Origin of the sequence: Streptomyces sp. SLBN-8D4 (assembly GCF_049739545.1) — a bacterium.
In the GTDB taxonomy this organism is placed as follows: domain Bacteria; phylum Actinomycetota; class Actinomycetes; order Streptomycetales; family Streptomycetaceae; genus Streptomyces; species Streptomyces canus_C.
In genome coordinates this window covers 2904188-2927751 of sequence record NZ_JBMGQC010000001.1, presented here as the reverse complement: position 1 = coordinate 2927751, position 23564 = coordinate 2904188, and the positions used below count along the sequence as shown (strand labels likewise).

The 23564-nt window shown below is 69.9% G+C and carries 20 protein-coding genes and 2 pseudogenes; 13 read left to right on the top strand and 9 right to left on the bottom strand.

The features are described 5' to 3' along the window. Positions 1–45 precede the first annotated feature (45 nt). From RKD20_RS12725 to RKD20_RS12710, 4 genes are all read right to left on the bottom strand, one after another. On the bottom strand, positions 46–1437 hold the full coding sequence (locus tag RKD20_RS12725; RefSeq protein ID WP_424877838.1) for a hypothetical protein: 1392 nt from the start codon (positions 1435–1437) through the stop codon (positions 46–48). Further along, positions 1419–2159, bottom strand: coding sequence for an ABC transporter ATP-binding protein (locus tag RKD20_RS12720; RefSeq protein WP_424877837.1), 741 nt, complete (start codon positions 2157–2159; stop codon positions 1419–1421). Before RKD20_RS12720 ends, RKD20_RS12725 begins: the two co-directional genes overlap by 19 nt. A gap of 215 nt (positions 2160–2374) precedes the next feature. Beyond that, complete coding sequence (locus RKD20_RS12715; RefSeq protein WP_424877836.1) at positions 2375–3739, bottom strand: aspartate aminotransferase family protein; 1365 nt, start codon at positions 3737–3739, stop codon at positions 2375–2377. A 19-nt stretch (positions 3740–3758) separates the two neighbouring features. Continuing rightward, the gene (locus RKD20_RS12710; protein ID WP_020120942.1) at positions 3759–4289 is read right to left on the bottom strand and encodes an Lrp/AsnC family transcriptional regulator; all 531 of its coding nucleotides are present in this window, start codon (positions 4287–4289) and stop codon (positions 3759–3761) included. A gap of 169 nt (positions 4290–4458) precedes the next feature. Between RKD20_RS12710 and RKD20_RS12705 the strand changes: the two genes are divergently transcribed. The 4 genes and pseudogenes from RKD20_RS12705 to RKD20_RS12690 all read left to right on the top strand — a co-directional run bounded on the left by RKD20_RS12705 (position 4459) and on the right by RKD20_RS12690 (position 8572). Beyond that, complete coding sequence (locus RKD20_RS12705; protein WP_020120941.1) at positions 4459–5898, top strand: gamma-aminobutyraldehyde dehydrogenase; 1440 nt, start codon at positions 4459–4461, stop codon at positions 5896–5898. Between the two features lie 177 nt (positions 5899–6075). Then, positions 6076–7266 (top strand): annotated as a pseudogene (locus RKD20_RS12700) (polyamine ABC transporter substrate-binding protein). 379 nt (positions 7267–7645) lie between these two features. Continuing rightward, a complete protein-coding gene (locus RKD20_RS12695; RefSeq protein WP_424877835.1) occupies positions 7646–7966 on the top strand; it encodes an RHS repeat-associated core domain-containing protein in 321 nt (106 codons plus the stop codon). Between the two features lie 78 nt (positions 7967–8044). Next, complete coding sequence (locus tag RKD20_RS12690) at positions 8045–8572, top strand: hypothetical protein (RefSeq protein WP_424877834.1); 528 nt, start codon at positions 8045–8047, stop codon at positions 8570–8572. Here RKD20_RS12690 and RKD20_RS12685 read toward each other — a convergent pair. After that, positions 8565–9722: a serine hydrolase domain-containing protein gene (locus RKD20_RS12685; protein ID WP_424877833.1), complete on the bottom strand. Its 1158-nt coding sequence runs from the start codon at positions 9720–9722 to the stop codon at positions 8565–8567. The genes RKD20_RS12690 and RKD20_RS12685 overlap by 8 nt on opposite strands. 240 nt (positions 9723–9962) lie before the next feature. On the opposite strand from RKD20_RS12685, the gene RKD20_RS12680 reads away from it, so the two are divergent. Next, positions 9963–11636, top strand: coding sequence for an RNA polymerase sigma factor (locus RKD20_RS12680; RefSeq protein ID WP_424877832.1), 1674 nt, complete (start codon positions 9963–9965; stop codon positions 11634–11636). On the opposite strand, the pseudogene RKD20_RS12675 reads toward RKD20_RS12680, so the two are convergent. Beyond that, positions 11581–11989, bottom strand: a pseudogene (locus tag RKD20_RS12675) (winged helix-turn-helix transcriptional regulator). The gene RKD20_RS12680 and the pseudogene RKD20_RS12675 overlap by 56 nt on opposite strands. A gap of 82 nt (positions 11990–12071) precedes the next feature. Here RKD20_RS12675 and RKD20_RS12670 point away from each other — a divergent pair. Beyond that, complete coding sequence (locus RKD20_RS12670) at positions 12072–12665, top strand: NADPH-dependent F420 reductase (protein ID WP_424877831.1); 594 nt, start codon at positions 12072–12074, stop codon at positions 12663–12665. Here RKD20_RS12670 and RKD20_RS12665 read toward each other — a convergent pair. Both RKD20_RS12665 and RKD20_RS12660 read right to left on the bottom strand, forming a co-directional pair. Then, entirely contained in the window at positions 12626–13357 is a 732-nt protein-coding gene (locus RKD20_RS12665) for a glycerophosphodiester phosphodiesterase (RefSeq protein WP_424877830.1), read from the bottom strand. The two genes, RKD20_RS12670 and RKD20_RS12665, sit on opposite strands and share 40 nt — an antisense overlap. Continuing rightward, on the bottom strand, positions 13354–14397 hold the full coding sequence (locus tag RKD20_RS12660; protein ID WP_424877829.1) for an adenosine deaminase: 1044 nt from the start codon (positions 14395–14397) through the stop codon (positions 13354–13356). The genes RKD20_RS12665 and RKD20_RS12660 overlap by 4 nt, the downstream gene beginning before the upstream one ends. A gap of 511 nt (positions 14398–14908) precedes the next feature. Between RKD20_RS12660 and RKD20_RS12655 the strand changes: the two genes are divergently transcribed. Next, the gene (locus RKD20_RS12655; RefSeq protein ID WP_424877828.1) at positions 14909–15580 is read left to right on the top strand and encodes a DUF4190 domain-containing protein; all 672 of its coding nucleotides are present in this window, start codon (positions 14909–14911) and stop codon (positions 15578–15580) included. Between the two features lie 50 nt (positions 15581–15630). On the opposite strand, the gene RKD20_RS12650 is transcribed toward RKD20_RS12655, so the two are convergent. Beyond that, positions 15631–16200: an NADAR family protein gene (locus tag RKD20_RS12650; RefSeq protein WP_424877827.1), complete on the bottom strand. Its 570-nt coding sequence runs from the start codon at positions 16198–16200 to the stop codon at positions 15631–15633. A 211-nt stretch (positions 16201–16411) separates the two neighbouring features. Between RKD20_RS12650 and RKD20_RS12645 the strand changes: the two genes are divergently transcribed. Genes RKD20_RS12645 through RKD20_RS12620 form a run of 6 tightly spaced genes read left to right on the top strand, consistent with a single transcriptional unit; the run spans position 16412 to position 23550 of the window. Further along, positions 16412–17947 carry a gamma-aminobutyraldehyde dehydrogenase gene (locus RKD20_RS12645; RefSeq protein ID WP_424877826.1) on the top strand — a complete coding sequence of 512 codons (1536 nt, stop codon included), beginning with the start codon at positions 16412–16414 and terminating at the stop codon, positions 17945–17947. Positions 17948–18003: 56 nt separating this feature from the next. Continuing rightward, on the top strand, positions 18004–19251 hold the full coding sequence (locus RKD20_RS12640) for an ABC transporter substrate-binding protein (RefSeq protein ID WP_424877825.1): 1248 nt from the start codon (positions 18004–18006) through the stop codon (positions 19249–19251). Then, on the top strand, positions 19248–20414 hold the full coding sequence (locus tag RKD20_RS12635) for an ABC transporter ATP-binding protein (protein WP_424877824.1): 1167 nt from the start codon (positions 19248–19250) through the stop codon (positions 20412–20414). Before RKD20_RS12640 ends, RKD20_RS12635 begins: the two co-directional genes overlap by 4 nt. Then, positions 20414–21343, top strand: coding sequence for an ABC transporter permease (locus RKD20_RS12630; RefSeq protein ID WP_424877823.1), 930 nt, complete (start codon positions 20414–20416; stop codon positions 21341–21343). The genes RKD20_RS12635 and RKD20_RS12630 overlap by 1 nt, the downstream gene beginning before the upstream one ends. Next, the gene (locus RKD20_RS12625; RefSeq protein WP_020122698.1) at positions 21344–22144 is read left to right on the top strand and encodes an ABC transporter permease; all 801 of its coding nucleotides are present in this window, start codon (positions 21344–21346) and stop codon (positions 22142–22144) included. Between the two features lie 2 nt (positions 22145–22146). Continuing rightward, a complete protein-coding gene (locus tag RKD20_RS12620) occupies positions 22147–23550 on the top strand; it encodes an NAD(P)/FAD-dependent oxidoreductase (protein ID WP_424877822.1) in 1404 nt (467 codons plus the stop codon). Positions 23551–23564 lie beyond the last annotated feature (14 nt).

Sequence of the window (23564 nt, the reverse complement as noted above, 5' to 3'; positions counted from 1 at the left end):
GACGGGCGGGGTCGGCGGAACTCATCGCTGCCGCGGGCTTTTTCTTCAGCCGGTCAGCGGGAGCGCCGCCAGCTCGGCCACGACCAGGGTCAGCGGGCCGAAGAGGGCCAGCAGGGCGCCGGCGCGGAGGGCCGCCGCGCTGCGGAGCATCGTCGCGGGGGCGCCGAGGCGGACGAGCGCGGCCGTGGTGTCCGACCTCGCGTGCTTCGCCTCCACGGCGGCGGTGAGCAGCGTGGCGATGGTGCAGCTCGTCACGAGGGCCAGGCCCAGGGTGGTGAGGGGGCCCACCTCGGGGCCCGTGCCGCCGTACAGGGTGGTCATCGCGTAGGCGCCGGAGGCCACCGCGCAGACGATGCCCAACGGGCGGCCGATACGGGTGGCCTCCGCCATGAGGACCCTTCCGGCGAGGAGGCGGAGGGCCCCTGGCCGGGTGGACTGGAGGAGACGGCCGCAGAGGTGGGTGAGACCGGGTCCGGCGATCGCCAGGCCCACGGCGGTCAGGAGCCAGCCGACGAGGACGGAGGGGGTGCCCGCGAGGCCGCCGGGGAGAGGGGCGGCGGGGGTGGTGCCCTGACGGTTGGCGTAGGCCTCCACGGCCAGACCGGCGGCGAGGACCGCGACGCCCCAGGGGAGTCCCGTGGGCGCCTCCTTGGGGGAGGGAAGGACCGCTGGGTCGAGGTCGTCGGTCCGGCCGTCCTCGGCGGGCGGTCCTGCGGGGATGTCCTCGCCGACCCGAGCCGACGGGGTGCCGACCCGCTTCGGCTCGTGAGCCACCGCAGCGGCGCTACGGTCCTCGGCGGGCTCTCCCGCCGTCCGGCGCGCGCGGAAGCGGCCGTACACCCCGAAGGGCTCCCCGGCCGCCGTCCTGCCGTACGCCCCGAAGCGGCCGTACGACCGCGCCTCCCTCTTCGCCGCCGCCGGCCTGTCGTCCCGTGGCCGCAGGACGAGTCCCACCGTCACGGAGGCGATCGCCGGGACCAGGCCCAGCAGGGTCAGGGCCGCCGGCAACGGGAGGGGGGCGTCCGCGGCCAGGAAGTCCGCCGCCGCTCCGTCGAAGGGCATGCCCGTCAGGTCGCCCCGCAGATGGAGGAAGAAGAGCAGCGCCAGCATCGAGCCGAGGGTGCACGACAGTGCCGTCGTCGCGGCCGTGACGGCCATCAGGCGGGCCGGGCCGAGGCCGATCGCCGCGAGACCGGGGCGGGGACGGGTGCCCGGGTCGGTGCGGGCGACCGCCAGGGCGAAGTGGACCGTCGCCGCCAGCGGGGTCAGGCACCACGCCAGGCGCAGGACGGCGCCCGACGCGTCCTCGGGGTGGCTGATCGCGTGGCCGAGGGTGCACAGGAGGAGGAACCCCGTGCCCGCCGAGGCGAGGGCCACCAGGAGGCGGCGCAGCTGTACGGCGGGACGGGCGCCCCGGGTCAGACGGAGAGCGAGCACGCGGTACGGCCTTCCGAGTCGGCCATCGGGGGCAGGTGCACGGTGTTCACCCGGCGTCCGTCCCGGAGGGTGACCGTGCGGTCCGCCAGGGCTGCGGTGTCGGGGTCGTGCGTGGCCAGGACCACGGTGATGCCGTGGGAGCGGGCGGCCGTCGTGAGCGTGCGCAGGACGTGGGCGCGGTCCGCCCGGTACAGCGGGGCCGTCGGTTCGTCCGCGAACAGGACCGACGGGGCCGGGGCCAGGGCGCGGGCGACGCAGACGCGCTGGCGTTCGGACTGGGTCAGTTCGTGCGGGCGGCAGCGGGTCCGGTCACCGATGTCGAGGCGCTCCAGCCATTCCAGGGCGGCCGTCCTGGCACGCCGGCGACCGGTGCCGCGGAGCATGAGGGGTAGGGCGGCGTTCTCCCAGGCGTTGAGCTCCGGGACGAGCACCGGGGCCGGGTCGATCCAGCCGAAGCGGTCACGGCGCAGCCGCTCACGGGTCATCGGGCCCATGGTGTGCACGGGCACGCTGTTGAACCAGACCTCGCCGCGCTGGGCCGGGGTGAGTCCCGACAGGCATCTGAGCAGTGCGGTCTTGCCGCTGCCGCGCGGCCCGCTGACGGCGAGGATCTCTCCCTCGCGCACTCCGAGGGACACACCCTGGAGCGCCGGCGAGCCGTCGCGGTGGGTGAAGTGCAGGGAGCGTGCCCAGAGCACATCGTTGTCCGGCGGGGCCTCCATGGGCGTACACCTCGTTCTGGTCCGTTGTACCTTGCAATCCCCCGAGCGGGGGAACGAAAGCAGGGCCGATCGGTTACCAGGCACGCTAGGGAGGCGGGGGCGGGACGCCGTACAGCACACGGCCCGGGGTGCGTGCCTGTCACTCGGACGGACGCATCCCGGGCCGTATGAGCCGCTCAATCGCCGGGGGCCGGAGCCGCGGCCGGCACCGGGGGCTAGAGCTTGGTCCAGGCCTCGGTGAGGGTCGCGCGCAGGATCTGCTCGATCTCGTCGAAGGTCCCCTGGTCGGAGATCAGCGGCGGGGCGAGCTGGACGACCGGGTCACCGCGGTCGTCGGCACGGCAGTACAGGCCGTTGTCGTACAGCGCCTTGGAGAGGAAGCCGTACAGGACGCGCTCGGTCTCCTCGTCGTCGAAGGACTCCTTGGTCACCTTGTCCTTGACGAGTTCGATGCCGTAGAAGAAGCCGTTGCCGCGGACGTCGCCGACGATCGGCAGGTCGTGCAGCTTCTCCAGGGTCGAGCGGAAGGCGCCCTCGTTGTCCAGGACGTGCTGGTTGAGGTTCTCGCGCTCGAACAGGTCGAGGTTGGCCAGGCCCACCGCGGCCGACACGGGGTGGCCGCCGAAGGTGTAGCCGTGCAGGAAGACGTTGTCCTCCTTGTAGAACGGCTCGGCCAGCCGGTCCGAGATGATGCAGGCGCCGATCGGGGAGTAGCCCGAGGTCATGCCCTTGGCGCAGGTGATCATGTCCGGGACGTAGTCGAACTTGTCGCAGGCGAACATGGTGCCGAGGCGGCCGAAGGCGCAGATGACCTCGTCGGAGACCAGCAGCACGTCGTACTGGTCGCAGATCTCGCGCACCCGCTGGAAGTAGCCGGGCGGGGGCGGGAAGCAGCCGCCCGCGTTCTGGACCGGCTCCAGGAAGACCGCGGCGACGGTGTCCGGGCCCTCGAAGAGGATCTGCTGCTCGATCTGGTCGGCGGCCCAGCGGCCGTACGCCTCGGGGTCGTCGCCGTGGATCGGGGCGCGGTAGATGTTGGTGTTCGGGACCTTGTGGGCGCCCGGGACCAGCGGCTCGAACGGGGCCTTCAGGGCCGGCAGACCGGTGATGGACAGGGCGCCCTGCGGGGTGCCGTGGTAGGCGACCGCGCGGGAGATGACCTTGTACTTGGTCGGCTTGCCGGTGAGCTTGAAGTACTGCTTGGCGAGCTTCCAGGCGGTCTCGACCGCCTCGCCGCCACCGGTCGTGAAGAAGACCTTGTTGAGGTCGCCGGGCGCGTGCTGCGCGAGGCGTTCCGCGAGTTCGACGGCCTTCGGGTGGGCGTAGGACCACACCGGGAAGAACGCCAGTTCCTGCGCCTGCTTGAACGCCGCCTCGGCGAGTTCGACGCGCCCGTGGCCGGCCTGGACCACGAACAGGCCCGCGAGACCGTCCAGGTAGCGCTTGCCCTTGTCGTCGTAGATGTAGGTGCCCTCGCCCCGGACGATGGTCGGGACCGGGGAGTTCTCGTACGAGGACATGCGGGTGAAGTGCATCCACAGGTGGTCGTACGCGGTGCGGCTGAGGTCCTTGGAGCTCACGGTTATCGGGTCCTCACGGTTATCGGGTTCCCCACATGTAGGTCTGCTTCTTGAGCTTCAGATAGACGAAGCTCTCGGTGGAGCGCACTCCGGGGATGGCCCGGATACGGCGGTTGATGACCTCCAGGAGGTGGTCGTCGTCCTCGCAGACGATCTCCACCATCAGGTCGAAGGAGCCGGCGGTCATCACCACGTACTCGCACTCGGACATGGAGGTCAGCGCGTCGGCCACGGACTCGACATCACCCTCGACGTGGATGCCGACCATCGCCTGGCGCCGGAACCCCACGGTGAGCGGGTCCGTGACGGCGACGATCTGCATCACGCCCTGGTCGAGCAGCTTCTGGACGCGCTGGCGCACGGCCGCCTCGGACAGGCCGACGGCCTTGCCGATCGCGGCGTACGGACGGCGGCCGTCCTCCTGGAGCTGCTCGATGATGGCGAGGGAGACGGCGTCCAGGTTCGGGCTGCTGCCGTTCCTGGCCTCGCTCCTGGACTCGCGGGAGTCCCTGGGGTCTGTGCTTCGGCTGGCCACGAGCTCACTGTGCACGACGTCTCGACGGTTTCGCAAGGTTGGGGCGATGAAATTCGTTGTCTACGTGACGGAGACCTGCGGATTTCGCAGCCTTGGCCGGATCGGGGGTGTTGAAAACGTGGGGCTCCCGATTAGGGTGGGTGTCTCAGTCAGTGGACAGTTCCAACCCCTCAGGAGGCCGGCAGTGAGCACCGAACTGCGTCGTCTGCGCAACTACATCGACGGTGAGTTCCGGGACGCCGCCGACGGACGGACCACGGACGTGGTCAACCCCGCGACCGGTGAGGCGTACGCGACCGCGCCGCTGTCCGGGCAGGCGGACGTGGACGCGGCGATGGCGGCGGCCGCGGCGGCCTTCCCGGTCTGGCGCGACAAGACGCCCGCCGAGCGGCAGAAGGCCCTGCTGAAGATCGCGGACGCGTTCGAGGAGCGGGCCGAGGAACTCATCGCGGCCGAGGTGGAGAACACCGGCAAGCCGATCGGTCTGACGCGGGACGAGGAGATCCCGCCCATGATCGACCAGATCCGCTTCTTCGCGGGTGCGGCGCGGATGCTGGAGGGGCGGTCGGCCGGTGAGTACATGGAGGGCCTGACCTCCATCGTGCGGCGTGAGCCGGTAGGTGTCTGCGCGCAGGTCGCGCCGTGGAACTACCCGATGATGATGGCCGTCTGGAAGTTCGCGCCGGCGATCGCGGCGGGCAACACGGTGGTCCTGAAGCCGTCGGACACGACGCCCGCGTCGACCGTGCTGATCGCGGAGATCATCGGCGGGATCCTGCCGAAGGGTGTCTTCAACGTCATCACCGGCGACCGCGACACCGGGCGGCTGATGGTCGAGCACCCGACGCCGGCGATGGCGTCGATCACCGGGTCGGTGCGGGCCGGTATGTCGGTCGCCGAGTCCGCGTCCAGGGACCTGAAGCGGGTGCACCTGGAGCTGGGCGGCAAGGCCCCGGTCGTCGTCTTCGAGGACACCGACATCGCGAAGGCCGTCGAGGACATCTCGGTGGCGGGCTTCTTCAACGCCGGGCAGGACTGCACGGCGGCCACGCGGGTGCTGGTGCAGTCCTCGATCCACGACGAGTTCGTCGCGGCGCTGGCGAAGGCCGCCGCCGACACGAAGACCGGGCAGCCGGACGACGAGGACGTGCTGTTCGGTCCCCTGAACAACCCGAACCAGCTCAAGCAGGTCTCCGGGTTCATCGAGCGGCTGCCCGCGCACGCCAAGGTCGAGGCGGGCGGTCACCAGGTCGGCGAGAAGGGGTACTTCTACGCCCCGACCGTCGTGTCCGGGCTGAAGCAGGACGACGAGATCATCCAGAACGAGGTGTTCGGACCGGTCATCACCGTGCAGTCCTTCTCCGACGAGGAGCAGGCCGTGTCGTGGGCCAACGGCGTCGAGTACGCCCTCGCGTCCTCGGTGTGGACCAAGGACCACGGCCGCGCGATGCGGATGTCCAAGAAGCTCGACTTCGGCTGCGTGTGGATCAACACCCACATCCCGCTGGTCGCCGAGATGCCGCACGGCGGGTTCAAGAAGTCGGGGTACGGCAAGGACCTGTCGGGTTACGGGTTCGAGGACTACACGCGGATCAAGCACGTGATGACGTCGTTGGACGCGTAGCTTCTTCGGCGCTTCTTCGGCGTTTCTTCGGCCGCGGGGGTGTGGGGGCTGGTCGCGCGGTTCCCCGCGCCCCTGGGGCGTTGCCGCCGGGTTGGTCGACAAGGTGTCCGTCTGCTCTTCCACGGCTTGACGCAGCGTCGATTGTCCGGCCACAGGTGGGCGCGGCATGCTGCCGGAATGGCACTCCCCCCGCACAATCCCTGGCTCGCCCGCCGCTCCCTGCTGCGCGCGCTCGGGGGTGGCGCGGCCCTGGGTGCCCTCGCCGGCTGTGGTGTGCCCGCCGCGTATGTCTCCGCGGGCGACCGGTCGGTCCCCGATCGCTCCGCCATCGACAAACGGCTGACCTGGGCGAACTGGCCGCTCTACATCGACACGGACGACGACGACCCGACCCGGCGGCCGACGCTGGACGCCTTCGCGAGGCGGACCGGGATATCCGTCGACTACGTCGAGGAGATCAACGACAACGACGAGTTCTTCGGCAAGATCAGTCCCGCGCTGATGAACCGCCAGCAGACCGGCCGCGACCTCATCGTGATGAGCGACTGGATGTGCGCGCGGTTCGTACGGCTCGGCTGGGTCCAGGAGATGGACCGTGCGAGGCAGCCCAACGTCACCGGACACCTGGATCCGCTGCTGCGTTCACCGTCCTTCGACCCCGGCCGCAAGCACACCGTGCCGTGGCAGTCGGGGATCACCGGGATCGCGTACAACCGCGGGAAGCTGGGCCGCGAGATCCGGCATGTGAAGGATCTCTGGGCGAGCGACCTCAAGGGCCGGGTCACCCTGCTCTCCGGGCTCGACGAGGCCTTCGCGCTGCTGATGCAGGGCAACGGCGTCGACATCACCCGGTGGACGTCGGACGACTTCCACGAGGTCTGCGACTAGGTCGAGAAGTACGCCAGGAACGGCCACATCCGCCGCTTCACCGGCAACGACTACACCAAGGACCTCGTCACCGGTGACGTCCTGGCCTGCCAGGCCTACTCCGGGGACGTGATCCAGCTCCAGGCCGACAACCCCGACATCCGCTTCGTCGTCCCCGAGGAGGGCGCGGAGCTCTGGTCGGACTCCCTGATGATCCCCGACCGCGCCGAGCACAAGAGCAACGCGGAGCGCCTCATCGACTACTACTACGCCCCCGAGGTGGCCGCCGAACTCGCCGCCTGGGTCAACTACGTCTGCCCTGTCCCTGCCGCCCGGGACGTCCTGGCCGCGTCGAAGGACGCGGACACCGCGGCCCTCGCCGAGAACCCCCTGATCTTCCCGGACGCGGAGATGCGCAGGCGGCTGGTGATCGCCCGGGACATCACGTCGACGGAGCGGGTGGAGTACGCGAAGCGGTGGAACGTGATCGTGGGGTTGTGACCGCGGGTCGGCGGGGTGAGTGCTGGAAGGGTTCCCCCCTCCGCGCCTGACCGCGTCTGCCCCGGTGAACCGCCCCGTCCGCGCAGGAAACCCGTTCGTGGATCCCGCCCCTCGCGCACCATTCCTGTTGACCACGTCACATCGGACCGCGGTTTCTTCGACGCCGACCTCGCGCGACCAACTTCCCTTTTGGTGCTGCCCACTTGAGGGCTGAAGTGCCCGGCAATCCTTGGTGTGCGCAAACGACTTCTGTGACGTGGTGGCCATGATGCACAAGCGTCTTGATCTGAGGTGCTCCATCTCGCGTGAGCCCGTTCGGTGAGACGTGCGCGGACCACGATCGCGGTGACGGTGGCGGCAACCGCCCTGTCACTGCTGGGTGCCGGAGCGGCCTCGGCGGGCACGGGGCCGGTCCCGCTACTGCGACCCGAACCCCGGCCGCTTCACCCGGCCCGACCCGAGCGGCAAGGAGAAGAACGCCTATCCGTACGCGGGCGGCGACCCGATCAACAAGGTCGATCCCGGCGGGACCTTCGGCTTCGTCGACCTCTTCTCCAGCACTGACGCTGTGGTCGATGGTCGGAAGCGCGGCGGCGAGCCTCGGTACCGAGATCGTCTGCCGGTTCGCGCTCGGGTTCTTCGCGGTTCCCACCGCCGGGATGTCCGAGGTCCTAGGTGTATTGACCCGCAGGGTTGTTAACGCGGCAGAAGCTGGCGGAGACCGCCGCGTCCCGACCGGGCTTTTGAACATGTTCAATTCCAGGCGTACGCTGCTGCCATGAGCGACAGAGCCGCCCGTCTCAGGGGCATCCGCGTATGGCTGGTCTTCTTCGTCGTCTGCCTGGTACTCAGCGGTGCCACGGCCTTCCCGCTGGTCCACGAACTGCGCTGGACCGAGGAGGCGTTGCGGCACCTTCCCGCGCCGGACGCCCTGACGGACTGGATCGCGCGCGTCCGGCGCGGGCTCGACACCGCCGACTCCGACTACCCCTTCCTCCTCTACGGCACGGACTGGCTGGCCTTCGCCCACCTGGTCATCGCGGTCGCCTTCTACGGCCCCTACCGCGACCCGGTCCGCAACATCTGGGTCGTCGAGTTCGCGATGATCGCCTGCGCCGGGATCGTCCCGCTCGCCCTGATCTGCGGGCCCGTCCGGGGCATCCCGTTCTGGTGGAGCGTGATCGACATGGCCTTCGGGGTGTTCGGGGTGCTCCCGCTGTACGTCGTACGGCGCAAGATCAAGCGGCTGGAGGCGCTCGTCCCGTACGAGTCCACGCCCGACACCCCTGCCGTGCCCGCTACTTGAGCGCGGCCGTGATGATCCGGACGACGACCGGGTTCGCGTCCTCGCTCTTGGCGTCGGTGGAGTTGACCGAGTACACGACCGTACGGCTCAGGTCGCAAGTGGCGGCGATCGCCGAGTTGTAGCCGTACCGGCCACCGGACTTGACCCAGTAGACCTTCCCCTCGGACTCGAAGCGCTGGAGGCCGCCCGCGCTGTAACTCGCGCCTGCGATGCCCGAAGGGACCGAGAACACCTCCCTCAGCTGCGGCCGCGGGACGATCCGGCCCCGGAAGAGGCCGGTGAGCAGTCGCTCCAGGTCAGCGGTCGTGGAGATCATGTCCCCGGCCGCGAACCGGTCCGCCTGGTTCCACTCCGTGACGTCCAGGAACTCGGTCGTCCCGTCGGCCTTCCGCACCGCCTGGTAGCCCCGGTTGTGCGGGCCGAGGATGCGCGGGTCGGTGCCCGGGAAGTACGTGTCCCGCATCCCGGCCGGCCAGAGCACCAGCCGGGCGGCCTCGGAGGCGTACGACCGCCCGGTGACCCTCTCGATCAGCAGGCCGAGGAACGTGTAGTTGATGTTGAGATAGTGCTGCTGCCTCCCCGGGCAGAACTCCGGCTCCTTCGCACCCGCGGACGCGGCGACCCGCTGAGGCGTGAGCGTGTCGAAGCGGTGGGCGTACACCTCCTCGAAGGTGGTGCCCAGACCGTCGCCCGCCGGGATGCCGCTGGTGTGGTCGAGCAACTGCCGCACCGCGACCGGCCGGAACCGCCCGCCGAGGAGGCCGGGCAGGTAGTGCTGGACCGGGGTGTCCAGGTCGATCCGCCCCTCGTGCACCAGCCGCAGTACGGCCGCCGCCGTGACCACCTTGGTCGTCGAACCGGCCCGGAACCGCGCGGCCGGATCGGCGGGCCGCCCGCTCTCCAGATCGTGCACGCCCGAGCTGCCGCGCCAGCGGCCCTCGGTGCCACCGACCCGGACCAGGGCCGCCGTGGCGTTCGCGTCGGGGAGCCCCGCGATCGCCGCGCGCAGCGCCTCGGCGTCCGGTGCGGAGCCTGTGGTGGTGGTCGTGGTCACGGTCGTGATTGCGGACGCGGACGCGGTCGGCAGGCCGGCGGTCAGGGGAAGGGCGAGGGCGCCGGCGAGAATGCTTCTGCGGCGAATGTCACGCATGGGTCGGCTCCTGCGGATGTGGGATGTGGGATATGTGTGATCAGCCTGCGTGGCTGCCGAGGTGGCGGGATCGTCGGCGGGGAGGGGTCGGCCCCTGGCGGAACCCTGAGCAACTCCGGCTGCTTTCAAGGCAGTTGTGGGGGGAGTCCCCTAGGGGGCGAAAAAGTGTTATCGCGGAGCCCTTCACTCCGTCTCCACGCACGAACTTGCACGAAGGGGGCACCGGCCGGAAAGGACGACGTGGACACGCGGCAGTGGCGCGACACCATCGCGGCGGCGCAGGACGGCGACCGGCGGGCACTGGACGAGCTCGTCGAGGGCTGGCTGCCGCTGGTGTACAACATCGTGGGCCGTGCCCTGAACGGCCACGCCGACGTCGACGACGTCGTCCAGGAGACCATGCTGCGGGCCGTCGGCAACCTCGGCAGTCTCCGCGACCCGGACAGTTTCCGGTCCTGGCTGGTCGCCATCGCCATGCGCCAGATACGCGACCGGGCCCGCCGCAGGACCGCCGCCCCGCTGGACGAGTCGGCCGCCCGCGGAGCCGCCGACTTCGCCGAACTGGCCGTCCTGCGCCTTCAGTTGGAGGGACAGCGGCGCGAGGTCACGGAGGCCGTGCGCTGGCTCGACGACGAGGACCGGCAACTGCTGTCGCTGTGGTGGCTGGAGGTCGCGGGCGAACTCACCCGGCGTGAACTGGCCGCCGCCGTCGGCATCAGCCGGCAGCACGCCGCCGTGCGCGTCCAGCGGATGAAGGAGCGCCTGGACACCTCCCGGGGCATCGTCCGCGCCCTCGACGGCGCCTGCCCCGACCTGCGCGAACTGACCGCCCGCTGGAACGGCCGCCCCGACTCGGTCTGGCGCAAGCGCCTCGCCCGGCACATCCGCGGCTGCGGCTACTGCGGGGACACCCGCGAGTCCGTCGTACCGCCGGAGCGGCTGCTCGTCGGGATCGCGCTGGTGCCGCTCCCGGTCGGGTTCACGCTCTCGCTGGCCCTCGGCGGCAAGACCGCCGCGGCCGCCACCGCCACTGTCGCGTCCGTCAGCTGGTCCGCCAAGGTGCTGAGCGCGCTCACCCAGCCCGTCGTCGCGGCCACCGCCGGGGCCACGATCGTCGCCGGCGGCGCGTACGTCGTCACCCAGACCCCGCAGGCCCCGGCGCCGCGGGTGGCGGGCTCGCCCACAGCGGCGAGCACATACCGGCCGCCCTCGGTGCCGGCCACACCGTCGTCCTCGCCGTCCCCGTCCCCGTCGCCATCTCCTTCGGAGACACCGACGAAGACCGTCCTCTACGGCAGTGTCGTCGACGCCGCCGACCGGGCCCCGAACCCGGACACCCCGCCCGCCGCCCTGCCGCACCGGCCCGAGACCGGCATCACCAGCACCGGCGGCGCGCACGCCGTACTGAACCACCGCGGGGACGGCGTCCAACTCACCGGCCGGGGCTACGTCCTCGTCCGCTGGCAGATCTCGCCCCAGTACCGGGCCGGCGGCCTGGTCATGCCGGCCTGGACCGGCCTCAAGGGCGAGCTCTTCCACGTCGCCTCGGGCGGCGGCCGCCGTATGGACGATCGCGTCAGCGCGACGGACCCCACCGCCACCGGCATGGGCAACGCCACCGTCGGCTACGCCGTCCTGCCCGCCGGCACCCAGCAGATGTGGCAGAACGAGTACTTCTACGTCGACGGAAGCGTCAACCTCACGGTCAACGAACGCGGCGCCGACTACGGCCTCAGCGTCTTCCCGTCCAGCCGGGACGCGGTGGAGAAGGACATCACCACCGGCCCCGACCAGGGAGTCACGCGCTACGGCCTGGTCCGTGACACCGGCAGGGACGACGCCCCCGTGCCGCAGTACGTCACCCGGTCGACTCCCGTCGACGCGGCGACGGTTGTTCAGCGGTCCCGGGTGTAGCGCCGCCGTGGCGCTCCTGGGCGTCCATCACCTCGTCGCCGTGATCGTGCGCCCAGACACCGAACGCCTCGATCGGCGCGATCAACGTCCGCCCCAGGGCGGTCCAGTTCGTACTCGACGCGGGGCGGGGAGCCGCCGTAGGCCCGACGTGCCACGAGCCCGTTGAACTCCAGTCGGCGCAGCGTCTCCGTCAGCACCTTCTGGCTGATCCCGCCGATGCGCGCCCGGAGTTCACCGGGGCGCCCGGGGCCGTCCTTGAGAGCCCAGATCACCACCGGGTTCCAGGTGTTCGCGACGAGGTCGAAGGCGAGGCGGGTGCGGCAGTCGGCGAGGAAGTCGAGGTCGGCGGTCACGTACCGAATGGTGCCCGAGCGGCTTCCTAATGTCGTCCCGGATCCGGAGAAACCGAGGCTTTGGCGAACAGGAGGAGACGTCATGCGGGTGGGAATCATCGGCCGGGGCGGTATGGCGGACGCACTGGGTACGCAGTGGCGGCGGGCCGGACACGAGGTGGTCACCGGCAGCCGCTCGGGCGGGTTGCGCGAGGCGGCGGAGTCCGGGACGGACGCGGTGCTGCTCGCGGTGCCGTACGAGGCGGTCGTCGAGGTCGTCGGTGGGCTGGGGGACGCTCTCCGCGGCAAGGTGCTGATCGACTGCACCAATCCCGTGGGGCCCGGTTTCGGACTGCTCACCTCCGGTGGCCCCTCGGCCGCCGAACGCATCGCGTCCGCCGCGCCTTCGGCGCACGTCGTGAAGGCCTTCAACCTGTGCCACGTCGACGTCTGGCGGCTGACCCCGCCCGTCTTCGACGGCCGCCCCCTCGCGGTGCCGCTGTGCGGGGACGACGAGGGGGCCCTGACCGTCGTACGACGACTCGTCCGCGACCTGGGCTGCGAGCCGCTGAACGCCGGAGGACTGGACCGGGCGGGCCTGGTCGAGGCGACCGCGGCCCTGCTGATCCGGCTGTGGGTGGGGGAGGGGGCGGACGCTCAGGCGATCGCGCCGCCGCGGGCGTACTCGGGGGTCTGACTCCCGTCCGTGTGCGCTCTCAGCGCGCAGAGCACGTCCACCCGGTTCGTCGTGATCGAGTCGACGCCCAGGGCGGCGAGGCGGCGCATCGAGCGGCGGGTGTCGGGCGTCCACACGGAGATCAGGTAGCCGTCGGCGTGGATACGGTCCGCGAGGTCCTGGTCCATGAGGCCGAAACGGTAGTTGAGCCAACGTGGCTTCACCGCGTCCAGGAGGACCGGGCGCGGGGGTGCCAGGCTCGTCCAGGTGAGCGCGATCTCCGCGGACGGGTCGGCCTCGCGGACGGCCAGCATGGCGGTGGCGTCGGCGCAGTAGTACACGCGGTCCAGGGCACCGCACTCGCGGACCACGTCGACCACGCGGCGGGCCGCGCGTACCTCTCTCGTGCCGGGCAGATCGAGCATCAGGCGGTGGCCGTCGGTGGCTTCGAGGGCCTGGGCGAGTGTCGGCACCCTGCCGTCCGTCAGCCCTCGTACCTCGTCCGCCGACAGGGAGAGGAGGGGGCGGTCGTGCTCCCACAGTCGCTTGAGCGTCTCGTCGTGGAGCAGCACCGGCACGCCGTCCCTGGTGAGCCGTACGTCGACCTCCACCGCGTCCGCGCCCCGGTCGAGCGCGGCACGCAGGGAGCCGATCGTGTTCTCACGGACGCGGTAGGGGTCGCCGCGGTGTGCCACGGCCGTCAGCGGGGTCACGGCGCGAGCCAGGTGGCCGTGTACGTGTCGATCTCGTCCTTGATCCTGGTCTTGCCGGGCTCGTCGAGGAACGACGCGTCGACCGCGTTCTTCGCGAGTCGGGCCAGGCCCTCTTCGTCCAGGTCCAGGAGCCGCGCCGCCACCGCGTACTCGCTGTTCAGGTCCGTGCCGAACATCGGGGGGTCGTCGGAGTTGATCGTGACGACTATCCCCGCCTTCACGAACTCCTTGATCGGGTGCTCGTCGAGGGTGCGGACGGCTCGGGTGGCGATGTTGGAGGTGGGGCACACCTCCAGCGGGATGCGGTGTTCCGCGAGGTGCGTGAGGAGCTTCGGGTCCCGGAAGGAACTCGTGCCGTGGCCGATGCGCTCGGCGCGCAGGTGGGTGAGGGCGTCCCACACGGTCTCCGGGCCGGTCGTCTCGCCGGCGTGCGGGACCGAGTGCAGGCCGGCTGCGACCGCCCGGTCGAAGTACGGCTTGAACTGGGGGCGGGGGACGCCGATCTCGGGTCCCCCGAGGCCGAAGCTGACCAGGCCCTCCGGGCGGACGCGGTCGTCGGTGGCGAGGCGGGTCGTCTCCTCGGCGGCTTCCAGACCGGCCTCGCCGGGGATGTCGAAGCACCAGCGCAGTACCGTGCCGAACTCCGACTCCGCCGCCTTGCGGGCGTCCTCGACGGCCTCCATGAACGCGCGCTCGTCGATGCCGCGGCGGGTCGAGGAGAACGGGGTGATGGTGAGCTCGGCGTAGCGGACCTGCTGGCGCGCGAGGTCCCTTGCGACCTCGTAGGTGAGGAGCCGTACGTCCTCGGGGGTGCGGATCAGGTCCACGACGCTGAGGTAGACGTCGATGAAGTGGGCGAAGTCCGTGAAGGTGAAGTAGTCGACGAGTGCCTCGGGGTCCGTGGGGACCTTGGAGTCGGGGTGGCGGGCGGCCAGTTCGGAGACGATGCGGGGGGAGGCCGAGCCGACGTGGTGGACGTGGAGTTCGGCCTTGGGCAGGTCGGCGATGAAGGCGTGCAGGTGGTGGGGCGTCGTCGGCATGGGGCCTTCCCTTGCGGTGATCGGCTGATCGATGCGGAACATGTTAGGCGGGTGGGGGTGCCTCTGGCGGTCGAGCGGGTTCTCGTGCGGGTTCGGTGGGGGCGGGCGTTTTTGCGCAGTTCCCCGCGCCCCTGGATGCCTGCGGCGCAGCTGCGGCCTCGGTGGGGGCGGGTGTAGCGCGTGCGGTGTGGTGTGGGGTCGGGGCCGGGATGGGGGGTATCCGTCCTCGGTCCGGCGGCTCGGTCTCTTGAGTAGTGCTCGGTAACGGACGCCGGGCGCTGCGGGCGGACACCCCCCCCACCCCGTCCCCTGCCCGCCGTACGCGGCCAACGGCCCATCGCGGTGCACGTGACTGCACCCACCCAGGGGCGCGGGGAACTGCGCGACCAGCCCCCACACACCCGCAGCCGCACCAGAACCGAACCCGGCACCCCCGTAGGCGTCCGGCCCAAGCAGCGCAGCTCACCGCTCACGTAGCATGGCCGCACGAACGACCTAGGGGGACATGAGCATGACGGACGGAACGCAGTCGAGCGGGGACGGTCGGGATCCGTGGGCGCCGCCGGAGGGTGGGCCTTCGTTGGAGAAGAGTCCTTCGCCCGGGCAGCCGCCGTCGCCGTCCGTGCATGATCAGGCCACTGTGACGTCTGTGCCTGACGGCGGTTACGGCTTCCCGCCGCCCGGGGCCGCTCCGGGATACGGCTATCCGGCCCCCGGGCAGGGCATACCCGGTGGGCCCGCCTCCGTGCCGCCGCCGCCCATCGGGCCCGAGGGGCCCGGCGCTCCCGTCGGCTACGGCTACCCGGCGTATCCGCAGGGCCCGCAGGGGTACGGCGGCTGGGCCCCGCCCGTGCCCCCGCAGAACGGCATGGGTGTCGCCGCCATGGTGCTGGGCATCCTGTCCTGCGCCCTGTTCTGCATGTACGGCATCCTCTCGGTGATCCTCGGTGTCCTCGCCATCGTGTTCGGGATCAAGGGGCGCAAGAAGGCCGAGCGGGGGGAGGCCACCAACCGCGGGCAGGCGCAGGCCGGCTTCATCATGGGGATCATCGGGACGATCATCGGCGTCGCCGTGATCGTCTCGCTCATCATCGGCATCGCGGCCGCCATCAACTCGGAGGACGACTCCGACTACTACGACGGGTCCCTGGCCGTCGTGGCGACGGCCGCCTCGGTGGCGTAGTACCGGACGGGGAAGGACGAAGGGGATCCGCCGCGACGCGCGGGTCCCCTTCAGGCGTTTCTGAGGCGGTCCCTCGCCTCCATGAGCGCGAAGCCCAGGAGGTTGGGGCCTCGCCAGCGCTCGGGGTCGCTCGCCGCCCCGTCGTCCGCCGCGAGTCCGATGCCCCACACCCGGTCCATCGGACTGGCCTCCACCAGGACCCGGTCGCCGGTGTTCAGGAGGTACTCCCGCAGGTCTTCGTGGGCCGCGAACTTGTGGACGCTGCCCTCGACGACCAGCCCGAAGCGCTCGCGCTGCCAGGTCTGCTCGTCGAAGCCGCGGACCAGACGGCCCGCATTCTTGGCCTGGGAGGGGTGCCCTGCGGCCAGCACGCGCCGCTCGGCCTCCTGATCTTCGAAAAGCCGCGCCTTGCCCGCCATCATCCAGTGCTCGGCGGTCGCATAGGCCACCCCGTCCACCACGAACGGTGACGGCCACCACTGGCTCAGACAGCTCGCACCCACCTGGCCGTCCGGGCGCGGGCGGTGGCCCCAGAAGTGCAGATACCTGACCTTCGCTCCGGCCCGGACCTGCTGGACCAGGGCATCCTGTGAATCGATCTTCCCCGTGATCTTCCCCATGCACGCGAGTCTGGCAGGAACCACTGACACTCCGTCCTTCCTTTTTCGGGGCGACTCGACACCTGGTCGACAGATTCCGTCGCGTAACCGAAAGGCAACAACGGAATCACTTGTAGGAGTGGCATTGCTCTGTCAGGATCGGCACTCAAATCGAGCTGGAGCTACGCCACCCGCCCGCGGTAACCGCGGGGTCACGGCGGAGGAGAGCGACATGCACAACCCGGGCAGTGCCACCCCGGACCGGTTCGCGGCCCAGGAGCGGTTCGCCGACGGCGCGCAGTTCATCGGAGGGCGTCTCACCAAGGGGACCTCCGGTCGTACGCACGCGGTCGTGGATCCCGCGAGCGGGGAGGAGGTCTTCACCTATGAGCTGGCGGGCGTCGAGGACGTCGATGCCGCGGTCGCCGCGGCCCGCGCGGCCTTCCCGGGCTGGGCGGCCACCACGCCCGGTGACCGTTCCGACGCCCTGCACCGGTTCGCCGCCGTGCTCGCCGAGCGCGCCGAGGACTTCGCCCGCGCGGAGTCGCTCCAGTGCGGGAAGCCGCTGAAGCTGACCCGGGAGTTCGACGTTCCGGGCACCATCGACAACACTTCGTTCTTCGCCGGGGCCGCTCGGCATCTTCAGGGGCAGTCCGCCGGTGAGTACTCCGGGGACCACACGTCGTACGTCCGGCGTGAGCCCATCGGTGTCGTCGGGTCCATCGCGCCCTGGAACTATCCGCTGCAGATGGCCGCCTGGAAAATCCTTCCTGCCGTCGCCGCGGGCAACACCATTGTTCTGAAGCCCGCCGAGATCACCCCGCTCACCTCGCTTCTCTTCGCCCAGGCCGCCACCGACGCCGGGATTCCCGACGGGGTCATCAACATCGTCACCGGGACCGGGAAGGAGGCGGGGGAGCGGCTGGTCGGGCATCCCGACGTGGCCATGACCTCCTTCACCGGGTCTACGGCCGTCGGCAAGCGGGTCGCCGAGATCGCCACCGCCACCGTCAAGCGGCTCCATCTGGAGCTGGGTGGCAAGGCTCCGTTCGTCGTCTTCGACGACGCCGACCTGGAGGCCGCCGTCAACGGGGCGGTCGCGGGCGCGCTCATCAACACCGGGCAGGACTGCACGGCCGCCACCCGTGCGTACGTGCAGCGACCGCTGTACGAGGCCTTCGTCGAGAGGACTGCCGCGCTCATGGAGAGCGTCCGGCTCGGGGACCCTTTCGCCGCCGGTACCGATCTCGGGCCGCTCATCTCGCATGTCCAGCGGGACCGGGTCGCCGGGTTCGTCGACCGTGCGCGTGGCTACGCGCGCGTGGTGGCCGGCGGGGAGGCGCCGGGCGGGGAGCTCGCCAAGGGGGCGTATTACAAGCCGACGTTGGTGGCCGACGCCGCTCAGGACAGCGAGATCGTCCAGTCCGAGATCTTCGGGCCGGTGCTGGTCGTGCTGCCCTTCGACGGTGACGACGAGGGCATCCGGCTCGCCAACGACACCCCTTACGGGCTCGCCGCCTCCGCCTGGAGCCGGGACGTCTACCGGGCGAACCGGGCCACGCGGGAGATCAAGGCCGGGTGCGTGTGGGTCAACGACCACATCCCGATCATCAGCGAGATGCCGCACGGCGGGTACAAGGCGTCCGGCTTCGGCAAGGACATGTCCTCGTACTCGTTCGAGGAGTACACCCAGATCAAGCACGTTATGTTCGAAAATACGGCGGTTGTCAGGAAGGACTGGCACCGCACGATCTTCGGGGACCGATAGCCGTATACAGGCCGCCCGACCCGCGGCCGCCCACCTTCCCGAAAGGGCACCAGCGCATGGAGCAGTACGAGCCCGACCGCCTGTCACCGGCCCAAGTGGCCGCCATGCGGCGCAGTTTCCGCAACGGCCGGGCCGCCATGACCCGGCGATCCCTGTTGCGTGCCTCCGCGGGCGGCGCGCTCGCGGTCGGCGGCCTCGGGACGCTGAGCGCCTGCGGCATCCCCGCGGCCGGCAACACCCAGGGCGGCGTCTCCGCGGAGGACCACTCGGCCAAGGAGAAGACCGTCAACTTCTCCAACTGGACCGAGTACATCGACGTGGACGAGAGCGAGAAGCACCATCCCACGCTCGACCAGTTCAAGGAGCAGACCGGCATCTCGGTCAAGTACACCGAGGACATCAACGACAACGTCGAGTTCTTCGGGAAGATCAAGCCCCAGCTGGCGGCAGGGCAGGACACCGGGCGCGACATCATCGTGCTCACCGACTGGCTCGCTGCGCGGCTCATCCGGCTGGGGTGGGTCCAGAAACTGGACTCCTCCAACCTGCCGCACGCCTACGCCAACCTGTCCCAGCAGTTCCGTGACCCCGACTGGGACCCGGGGCGGGCGTACTCCTATGTGTGGCAGGGCATCTCGACCGTCATCGCCTACAACAAGAAGGCCCTCGACGGCCAAGAGGTGAAGTCGATCTCCGATCTGCTCGACAACACCAAGCTCAAGGGCCGGGTCGGCTTCCTGTCGGAGATGCGCGACAGCATCGGGATGACCCTGCTCGACATGGGCAAGGACCCGGCGAACTTCACCGCCGACGACTACGACGCGGCCATCGCGCGGCTCCAGAAGGCCGTCGACAAGGGGCAGATCCGCCGCTTCACCGGCAACGACTACACCTCCGACCTGACCAGCGGCGACTTCGCGGCCTGTGTCGCCTGGGCCGGTGACGTCGTCCAGCTGAAGGCCGACAGCCCGGACATCGACTTCATCATCCCGGACAGCGGATACATGACGTCGACCGACAACATGCTGATCCCCAACAAGGCCCGTCACAAGACGAACGCCGAGCGGCTCATCGACTTCTACTACCAGCCGAAGCCGGCCGCCGAACTCGCCGCGTACATCAACTACGTGTCGCCCGTCGACGGTGTGAAGCCCGAGCTGGCGAAGATCGACCAGGATGCGGCGAACAACCCGCTGATCATCCCCGACAAGGCCATGGCCGCGAAGTCCCACGCCTTCCGCTCCCTGAGCGCGAAGGAAGAGACGGCCTTTGAAGAGAAGTTCGCGAAGCTGACTGGGGCGTGATCACCGTGACGAACAAGAACACCGACAACAGCGGCGACGTCCGCCTCGCAGGGATCAGCAAGACGTACGACAACGGCTTCACCGCCGTACAGCCGCTCGACCTGACCGTCCCGCAGGGCTCCTTCTTCGCTCTGCTCGGCGCCTCCGGCTGCGGCAAGACGACCACTCTGCGCATGATCGCCGGTCTCGAGGAGCCCACGACGGGCACCGTGCACCTCGGCGACCAGGAGGTCACCCGGCTGCCGCCCTACAAGCGGCCGGTGAACACCGTCTTCCAGTCCTACGCCCTCTTCCCGCACCTCGACATCTTCGAGAATGTCGCCTTCGGCCTGCGCCGGCGTGGCATCAAGTCGGTGAAGAAGCAGGTCGAGGACATGCTGGAGCTCGTGCAGCTGGGGGAGCAGGCCCGCAAGAAGCCGCACCAGCTCTCGGGTGGCCAGCAGCAGCGCGTGGCCGTGGCGCGGGCGCTGATCAACACGCCCAAGGTGCTGCTCCTCGACGAGCCGCTCGGCGCCCTCGACCTCAAGCTGCGCCGCCAGATGCAGCTGGAGCTCAAGCGCATCCAGACCGAGGTCGGCATCACCTTCGTGCATGTCACGCACGACCAGGAGGAGGCCATGACCATGGCCGACACGGTCGCCGTGATGAACGCGGGCCGCGTCGAGCAGCTCGGCTCGCCGACCGACCTGTACGAGAACCCGAACACCACCTTCGTCGCCAACTTCCTCGGCACCTCCAACCTCATCGAGGCCGAGGTCGACTCCAAGAGCGGCGGCGAGATCGTGCTGAAGGCGGGCGGCGGGAAGCTGGTGCTGCCCGAAGCCAGGTACGCCGGGCCGACCACGACCGGCGGCAAGGTGCTGGTCGGCGTCCGGCCCGAGAAGATCTCCCTCACCCACGCCGACGAGGCCGGGGAGATTCCGGACGGTCGCAACCGGATCACCGGGAAGATCGCCGACTCCTCCTTCATCGGTGTCTCCACGCAGTACGTCATCGACAGCCCCGTCTGCCCCGAGTTCGAGGTCTACGCCCAGAACATCGACCGCGACGACCGGCTCGTGCCCGGCGCCGAGGTCGTCCTGCACTGGAACCCGGCGCACACCTTCGGACTGGACGCCGATCAGGACATCGACGCCGGTATCCAGGAAGAGGCGACGCTCTGATGGCGACGCTCACCGAGGCCCCCCCGCCTCTGACCCCGACCGCGCCCGGCAAGAAGCCCCCGCGCAAGAGGGGCCGCTTCACGCCGTACTGGCTGCTGCTGCCCGGCATCCTGTGGCTGCTGGTCTTCTTCGCGCTGCCGATGATCTACCAGGCCTCCACTTCCGTGCAGACGGGCTCCCTGGAGACGGGATACAAGGTCACCTGGCACTTCGCGACCTACTGGGACGCGCTGGCCAACTACTGGCCGCAGTTCCTGCGGTCGATCCTGTACGCCGGTGCCGCGACCATCCTCTGCCTGGTGCTCGGGTATCCGCTCGCCTATCTCATCGCCTTCCGCGCGGGACGCTGGCGGAACCTGATCATGGTCCTGGTGATCGCGCCGTTCTTCACCAGCTTCCTGATCCGCACCCTCGCCTGGAAGACGATCCTCGCGGACGGCGGCCCGGTCGTCGGCGCCCTCAACAACCTGCACGTCCTGGACGTCACCAGCTGGCTCGGCTGGACCACCGGCGACCGCGTCCTGGCCACGCCGCTCGCGGTGGTGTGCGGTCTGACGTACAACTTTCTGCCGTTCATGATCCTGCCGCTGTACACCTCGCTGGAGCGCATCGACGGGCGGCTGCACGAGGCGGCGGGCGATCTGTACGCCAAGCCGGTCACCACCTTCCGCAAGGTGACCTTCCCGCTGTCGATGCCGGGCGTGGTCTCCGGGACGCTGCTGACCTTCATCCCGGCGGCCGGCGACTACGTCAACGCCGAACTCCTCGGCTCGACCGACACGCGCATGATCGGAAACGTCATCCAGACCCAGTTCCTGCGGATTCTGGACTATCCGACGGCGGCAGCCCTGTCCTTCATCCTCATGGCCGCGATTCTGCTCATGGTCACCTTCTACATCCGCAAGTCCGGGACGGAGGATCTGGTTTAAATGGCCCTCGTCAACTGGCTCAAGCGTCATTTCGTCGTCATAGCGGGACTGCTGACTCTCGGATATCTCCTGCTGCCGAACATCGTCGTCACGGTGTTCTCCTTCAACAAACCGAAGGGGCGCTTCAACTACCAGTGGCAGCAGTTCTCCACGGACGCCTGGAAGGACCCCTGCGGCGTCGCCGACATGTGCGGCTCGCTGTCGATCAGCCTCCAGATCGCCTTCTGGGCGACGGTCGGCGCGACCGTCCTCGGCAGCATGATCGCCTTCGCGCTGGTCCGTTACCGGTTCCGCGCGCGGGGCACCGTGAACTCGCTGATCTTCCTGCCGATGGCGATGCCCGAGGTCGTCATGGCGGCCTCGCTGCTCACCCTGTTCCTCAACCTGGGTGCTCAGCTGGGTTTCTGGACGATCCTGATCGCCCACATCATGTTCTGCCTCAGCTTTGTCGTCGTCGCCGTCAAGGCGCGCGTGATGTCGATGGACCCGCGCCTGGAGGAGGCAGCCCGGGATCTGTACGCGAGTCCCGTCCAGACCTTCCTCCGGGTGACTCTGCCCATCGCGGCCCCCGGAATCGCCGCGGGCGCGTTGCTGTCCTTCGCGCTCTCCTTCGACGATTTCATCATCACCAACTTCAACGCGGGTTCGACCGTCACCTTCCCCATGTTCGTCTGGGGTTCGGCACAGCGCGGCACGCCCGTGCAGATCAATGTCATCGGTACGACCATGTTCCTCGTCGCCGTGCTGCTCGTGCTGGTCTCGATGGTCATCGGAAATCGTCGGAACAGGCAAAAGGCGTAGGCATGAGCCGTTGGACAAAGGCACTTTCCGAAGCCCGGCCGGTCCCGTACTGGCTGGACGACCCCGACAGACCCCACCCCGAACCCGCCCTCACCGGCGCCGAGACCTGCGACCTGCTGGTGGTCGGCGGCGGCTACAGCGGGCTGTGGACCGCGCTCAACGCGAAGGAGCGCGATCCCGGACGGGACGTCGTCCTGCTGGAAGGCCGCGAGGTGGGCTGGGCCGCCTCCGGTCGCAACGGCGGCTTCTGCGCCGCCTCCCTCACCCACGGCCTGCCCAACGGGCTGACCCGCTGGCCGGACGAGATCCACAGGCTTCAGGAGCTGGGCGCCCGCAACCTCGACGAGATCGAGAAGGCCGTCGCCCGGCACGACCTCGACTGCGAGTTCGAGCGCACCGGCGAGATCGACGTGGCGACCGAGCCGTACCAGGCCCGGGAACTGCGTGACTGGTACGAGGAGCTCCAGGAGAAGGGCCTGGCCGACGGCGTCGACTTCCTGGACGCCGACGCGGTGCGCGCACAGGTCGCCTCACCGACCTTCGAGGCCGGGCTGTGGGACCGCAGGGGCGTGGCCATGCTCAACCCGGCCAAGCTCGTCTGGGGCCTGAAGCGGGCCTGTCTGAGGCTCGGCGTCCGCATCTACGAGCACACCCCCGCCCTTACTTTGCGGACGTACGGCGCCGGCATGGCCGTACGCACGCCGTACGGCTCCGTCCGGGCCCGGAAGGTCGCGCTCGGCACGAACATCTTCCCGAACCTGGTCAAGCGGGTGCGGGCGTACACCGTGCCGGTCTACGACTACGCCCTGATGACCGAGCCGCTGAGCGAGCAGCAGCTCGCGTCGATCGGCTGGAAGAACCGCCAGGGGCTCGGGGACTCGGCCAACCAGTTCCACTACTTCCGGCTCTCCGCCGACAACCGGATCCTGTGGGGCGGCTACGACGCGGTCTACCCGTACGGCGGCCGGGTGCGGGCCGAGTACGACGACCGGCCGGAGACCTACGCCAAGCTCGCCGGGCACTTCTTCACCTGCTTCCCGCAGCTGGAGGGCGTCCGCTTCACGCACGCGTGGGGCGGCGCGATCGACACCTGCTCGCGGTTCTCCGCGTTCTACGGCACCGCCCACCACGGCAAGGTGGCGTACGCGGCCGGCTACACGGGGCTCGGCGTCGGGGCGACCCGGTTCGGGGCGGACGTGATGCTGGACCTGCTGGCCGGGGAGACCACCGAGCGGACCTCGCTGGAGATGGTCCGCAAGAAGCCGCTGCCCTTCCCGCCGGAACCCTTCGCCTGGACCGGCATCGCCCTCACCAAGTGGTCCCTGGCCCGGGCCGACGCGCACGGCGGGCGGCGCAACCTGTGGCTGCGGACCATGGACAGGTTCGGTCTGGGATTCGACAGCTGAACGATCGTATGTGA

Coding starts and splice junctions, on each gene's coding strand:
- RKD20_RS12655 (WP_424877828.1), top strand. CDS start 14,909: ATGACGGACGGAACGCAGTCGAGCGGGGACGGTCGGGATCCGTGGGCG.
- RKD20_RS12670 (WP_424877831.1), top strand. CDS start 12,072: ATGCGGGTGGGAATCATCGGCCGGGGCGGTATGGCGGACGCACTGGGT.
- RKD20_RS12685 (WP_424877833.1), bottom strand. CDS start 9,722: ATGCGTGACATTCGCCGCAGAAGCATTCTCGCCGGCGCCCTCGCCCTT.
- RKD20_RS12620 (WP_424877822.1), top strand. CDS start 22,147: ATGAGCCGTTGGACAAAGGCACTTTCCGAAGCCCGGCCGGTCCCGTAC.
- RKD20_RS12645 (WP_424877826.1), top strand. CDS start 16,412: ATGCACAACCCGGGCAGTGCCACCCCGGACCGGTTCGCGGCCCAGGAG.
- RKD20_RS12625 (WP_020122698.1), top strand. CDS start 21,344: ATGGCCCTCGTCAACTGGCTCAAGCGTCATTTCGTCGTCATAGCGGGA.
- RKD20_RS12640 (WP_424877825.1), top strand. CDS start 18,004: ATGGAGCAGTACGAGCCCGACCGCCTGTCACCGGCCCAAGTGGCCGCC.
- RKD20_RS12660 (WP_424877829.1), bottom strand. CDS start 14,397: ATGCCGACGACGCCCCACCACCTGCACGCCTTCATCGCCGACCTGCCC.
- RKD20_RS12650 (WP_424877827.1), bottom strand. CDS start 16,200: ATGGGGAAGATCACGGGGAAGATCGATTCACAGGATGCCCTGGTCCAG.
- RKD20_RS12630 (WP_424877823.1), top strand. CDS start 20,414: ATGGCGACGCTCACCGAGGCCCCCCCGCCTCTGACCCCGACCGCGCCC.
- RKD20_RS12690 (WP_424877834.1), top strand. CDS start 8,045: ATGAGCGACAGAGCCGCCCGTCTCAGGGGCATCCGCGTATGGCTGGTC.
- RKD20_RS12720 (WP_424877837.1), bottom strand. CDS start 2,159: ATGGAGGCCCCGCCGGACAACGATGTGCTCTGGGCACGCTCCCTGCAC.